3 protein-coding genes are annotated in these 4,672 nt (G+C 47.8%); all 3 read right to left on the minus strand.

Annotation, left to right across the window (positions count from 1 at the left end; genetic code table 11):
• Nucleotides 1-304 precede the first annotated feature (304 nt).
• Nucleotides 305-2,611 (minus strand): LemA family protein, encoded by a 2,307-nt coding sequence (locus A3750_RS09700; protein WP_068521610.1) that lies wholly within the window; start codon nt 2,609-2,611, stop codon nt 305-307.
• Nucleotides 2,612-2,760: 149 nt separating this feature from the next.
• A complete protein-coding gene (locus A3750_RS09705) occupies nt 2,761-3,720 on the minus strand; it encodes an immunoglobulin domain-containing protein (protein WP_068521609.1) in 960 nt (319 codons plus the stop codon).
• A 258-nt stretch (nt 3,721-3,978) separates the two neighbouring features.
• Nucleotides 3,979-4,672: MBL fold metallo-hydrolase RNA specificity domain-containing protein (locus A3750_RS09710; RefSeq protein ID WP_304440183.1), on the minus strand; the 694-nt coding region annotated here is incomplete at its 5' end.

Raw genomic sequence — 4,672 nt, forward strand, 5'->3', positions numbered from 1 at the left:
ATAAACATACTCTTTTCCGTCACGTTAGAAATAAAAGAACGAGGCTAATCAGCGCACATGACATCTTTATGACAAAGCGATTTAGAAGTCCCAGAAAACGACACTCAGCAGCGAGCAAAGTAACTCAGCGAATAACGGAACACGGCCAAAAACGAGCAAAAAGAGTGACAAAAGATCTGATCGATCGCCTAACAAGCCGCTTACCTGAAAAACAGAAGCTAGAAACTAGAAACTACGAACCCGAACCCGAAACCAAGCACAACAAGCGGACGCATTTATTAATGTTCGCCCGCCATGTTTCAAGCTATTTATCAAACGAGAGCAAGGTAAGCTGTTTAAATTTGAAGATGCGCGTGAGCAGCACATCTGGAAAGCTTTGTATCCGCGTATTATATTCGCGGACCGCATCGTTAAAACCATGGCGCATCAAGGCGATCTCGTTTTCCATGGCCGTCATAGTGTCGAAAAATTCCTGCACAACCTCATCAGCCTTTAAATCCGGGTACGCTTCTAGCTTTACATTCAGCGCTTTGACGAACCGCTGCTCAGATTGAATTTGCTTAGCGGCTTGCCCCGAGGTTTTTACACGCTTACTCGAACGTGTGCGTAGCTCTGCTAGTTCTTGCAACAATGCCTTCTCATGCTGTAAGTAGCGACGAACGACTCTCTCAAGCTGTTTGAACAGATCTGCGCGCTTCTTCAAGGCCACCTGAATATTCGCCCAATTTCGACTAGCCCGCTGTTTGAGAAACACAATATCGTTATAGTGCAGAACAATGGTGAAGGCGATTAGAAAAACAGGGCCTATCAATCCGGAAACAAAATAGTCAAAGGCGGAGAACTGCCCATTCACGCCATTCAAAAAGGTGGCAAAAAAGAAAATACTCGAGAACGCGAACAGCAACGAGAGCATCGCCTTTGTCGCCTTTCGGATCATGATGTCACGTTCACTGTAGTTACTGAGAATGAACGTGTCCGTGCTTCTGGGCTTGTTCAGAAAAAGATGATCAGGCCGAACAGGGTCGACGGATGCCTGCCCTAAAGCATAAATCGCATCGCCATCATTTAACGCCCATTCGGTGTAACGCTTGTCTCCGCTTCGCCTCACTTTCTTATGACGAGTGATGACCTCCGCATCCGAAGCATCAATCAACAGCTCTCCTTCGCTGTCCTCACAGTAAAAGCGGATGCCTTTTGTGTCATCGGTCAGCGTCACCCATTTGGACCTCTTGCCAGACCCGCGTTTTTCTTGAACAAGATAACGATACCAAACGCACTTGGAGAACGTCACTGGGCCTAACAAGCTATGGCCTTCTATTAAGCCGACATTCCCCTTAAGCTCCACCGTACCAAACGCTACCCCTTTGGTTTTAGAGGTGGGGATATTCTCGATCATCCGTTTTACTTTCGCGTATCGAAAACCGAAATACGCCAAAACAATAAAGAGAACGAAACCGCCACCGGCCATGAAGAGATATCTCGTTTCTTTAACCGAAGTTTTCTCATAGTTGGCCAATCGACCCTCAGCAACGTGGCGTTCTTGTTCATTAAGGTATGCCACTTGCGGTGTCGTTTTATGCCCACTTAAACTGGCATAGGCGTTCTCCGGAAATTGCGCAATTTGCATCCGATACATTTGATCGAGATAAAACAGATTTAACCGAATTTCAGTAATACGCTGCGCTTTCCAGCTGCTCTCTCGATACCTATGAGAAACCAGCTGCCCCAGATTCTCCCACCCCGGCCAAAACACTTCGCCTGCCCCTAGAATGGCCTGAATTTCGCTTTCAGCCTGTCGTTGTTTTTCACTGACATAAGCGGCACCGGCTTGGACGTTGGTGCTCATGCTCGTATAGCCATAACCCAGCAAAGCCGCGCTTGTTACACATGTCATGATGCTCAGGTAAGCCAATAAACGATGTATCTGAAAGAGGTACATTGACGCGCAGATCGCCAAGGCGTAAAGCGACACACCACCCCAAATATGCAGAATTGCATCTGTACCTAGAGAACCTCGCTCTTCCGCGGCAGAGAACTTAGAAATGATCGGTAAATAGCGGCCTTCCCTATCAAACCGGAAGTGAATTGAAGGTTCAGAGTCAGAGTTTAAGGTCACTTCCGCCCAACCGTATATCAAGACACTCTGACCAGGCTCAATGCGCCATTCAGTGTATCGATAGTCACCTTGACGCTCAGAATAAGATGCGGGCATGGACCAGCGAATGCCGCCGCCGTTACCCGCTATCAAGACACTAGCGGACGAAGAATGGTCTTGGAGTTCAAAGCTCATGGCTCTTGTAATGTCGGCTTCCGTCACCCAGCGCGTCTTGCCTTCAGAGTCCGTTTCTTGGCGTTCCTTCAGATACCGGAAATAAACACTGGGCACCTTCTGTTTTGTGCTTCGCAACAGCGGTTTATCAGGCGGGGCCTCTACATAAGCCTCTACCTGAGCCTCGCCCGAAAGCACACCCAGAATAGGTGAAGGTACAATCCGTTCTAATTGCCTGAAATCCTGAATGGTTTTAAAGCCGGACTGACTTAGTTGAATTGCGAAATAAAAGCTGACCACCATCACAATGCCAGCCACCGCCCTGTATAACAGAGAATGCATGCTATCCCTTTCATGTAAAACAGAATGCTGAAAAGGTTATCACAGCGCAAAGGTATCACAAGAAACACTGAGGCAAATCGCAAAAAAGGCTGACAAGAGACCTGATCGATCGCCTGCCAACCCTTTACTTTAAGAGCTGGATGCCGTCTTTAATTCACATCAAAGCTCAACCACTCTGAACGCGGGCCTTCCATGCCGCTATCGTCCACAGTTGCAATGCTGAACAGGTAGTTCCCGCGAGGCAACTCACCCACGGTAAAGGTTGTATTCGCACCTTCTACGCTGAGCTTTTGTTCTGTCGCCCCCTCCTCCTGCATGTAAAGACTAAAGCCTGATATTTCTTCGACCGTTAACGGCGTGCCGTCTGTGCGTTCTGCAGGTAGATCCCAACTCAAATTCAGAGTAGGAAGATTGCTTACAGCGAGCGTCGCGACAGAAGAGACCACAAAGTCGCTGCCATTGGTAATCACCACATCGTATTGCGCGCTATCTACTAACGAGAGTCCATCCATCGCATAATAGGAAAGCGTTGCACCGGCGATCTCTTGACCATCTTTTCTCCACTGATATTGCATGGGCGTTTCGCTCATCGCGCTCACATTAAGCGTTACACTCTCATTCACATATGCTGATGCAGACATAGGCTGCAAAGAGATGTCGATCGGGTGAAAAGTCGGCAGCTGTGACTCAACAACGTCAAGAATGGCAGAAGCTGACTGCGAAACACCGCGAGCACTCACTACAACCTGATACTGACCAGCATTTTCTATAGTGCTTTGATCAATCATAAAGTGGTCGGTCGTTGCACCGACGATCTCCGCGCCGTTAAAAAACCACGCATAAGAAAGATTACTACCATCATTCGTTTGCGCGACAACGGTAAACGAAACCATCTCCCCGGCATCGACTTGAACTGATTCAGGTGCCGAAACAATGCTGACTTGCGTGCTTTTATTCTTGCGACCCTTGCTCGTTCCCTCCGTTGAGGTATTGCCATCCTTCCATGCTGGCTTCGCTTGTGCTTGCATTGCAAAACTACTCAACGCGAAAACCAACACTGCAATAACCAAGTGCGTTGTTTTAGAAAAAGAACGATGCTGTAAAACCATTGATGCCACCCGTTTGGAACTAATGTGTTGCTGACGGCGGCAATTAAAGTGTGAAATTCTGAAAACTGCTGGAAACCGGTCTCGATTATAGGCTAATTTGAGTCAATTTTTTGACTAAACTATAAGCACGAGACTTACATCGCAAAAACAGCGTTAAGCGATACGTAGAACATATGAGAACTGACTCGGTGACGGAGATAAAAAAGAAAGAGCTGTCGCAACAAGCGGCAGTAGAAAACATACGGACACAAAGACGCTCTAAAAACTGATTACATCTCCCAACTCGGGAATCTCAGCTTCCCAACCACGGCCGCGCGCCGCTCTGCGCAATGTCTTTTTAGCTTCGTCTTCACCATGCACAAGCAACAACCGCGGCTTCTCTTTAAAGTTATCGAGCCAATCAAGCAGTTGCGTTTGGCTAGCATGTGCCGAAAAGCCGCCCATGGTGTGAATTTGCGCACGAACAACAACCTCCTCACCAGCCACCTTAAAGGTCTCTGCACCGTCTATGATAGCGCGACCTGGAGTACCTGCTGCCTGGTAACCGACGAAAATCACATGGGAATGTTTGCGCCAAAGGTTGTGCTTAAAATGGTGCCGGATGCGCCCACCATTGCACATTCCGCTGCCCGCAATCACAATCATCCCGCTGTCTACACGGTTCAAGGCCATAGATTCATCGGTGGTACAGGAGTAACGAAGTATCGGTAAAAAGGTATGCAGACTCTTATGTCGTTTTGACGAGGGCAAGGTGGGGTGCTCAATGGTATCCAGATCTTCTTCGTTATATATATCACTGTATCGATGATAAATCTCTGTCACCGAGATGGCCATCGGACTATCAAGATACGCCACCTGATGTCTCAGTTTACCTTGCTGATAAAGCTCACCAAGACGAAAAATAATTTCCTGCGTTCGGCCGACGGCGAATGATGGTATGAGAATATTACCG

This window comes from Oleiphilus sp. HI0079 (assembly GCF_001635105.1).

Coding starts and splice junctions, on each gene's coding strand:
- A3750_RS09700 (WP_068521610.1), bottom strand. CDS start 2,611: ATGCATTCTCTGTTATACAGGGCGGTGGCTGGCATTGTGATGGTGGTC.
- A3750_RS09705 (WP_068521609.1), bottom strand. CDS start 3,720: ATGGTTTTACAGCATCGTTCTTTTTCTAAAACAACGCACTTGGTTATT.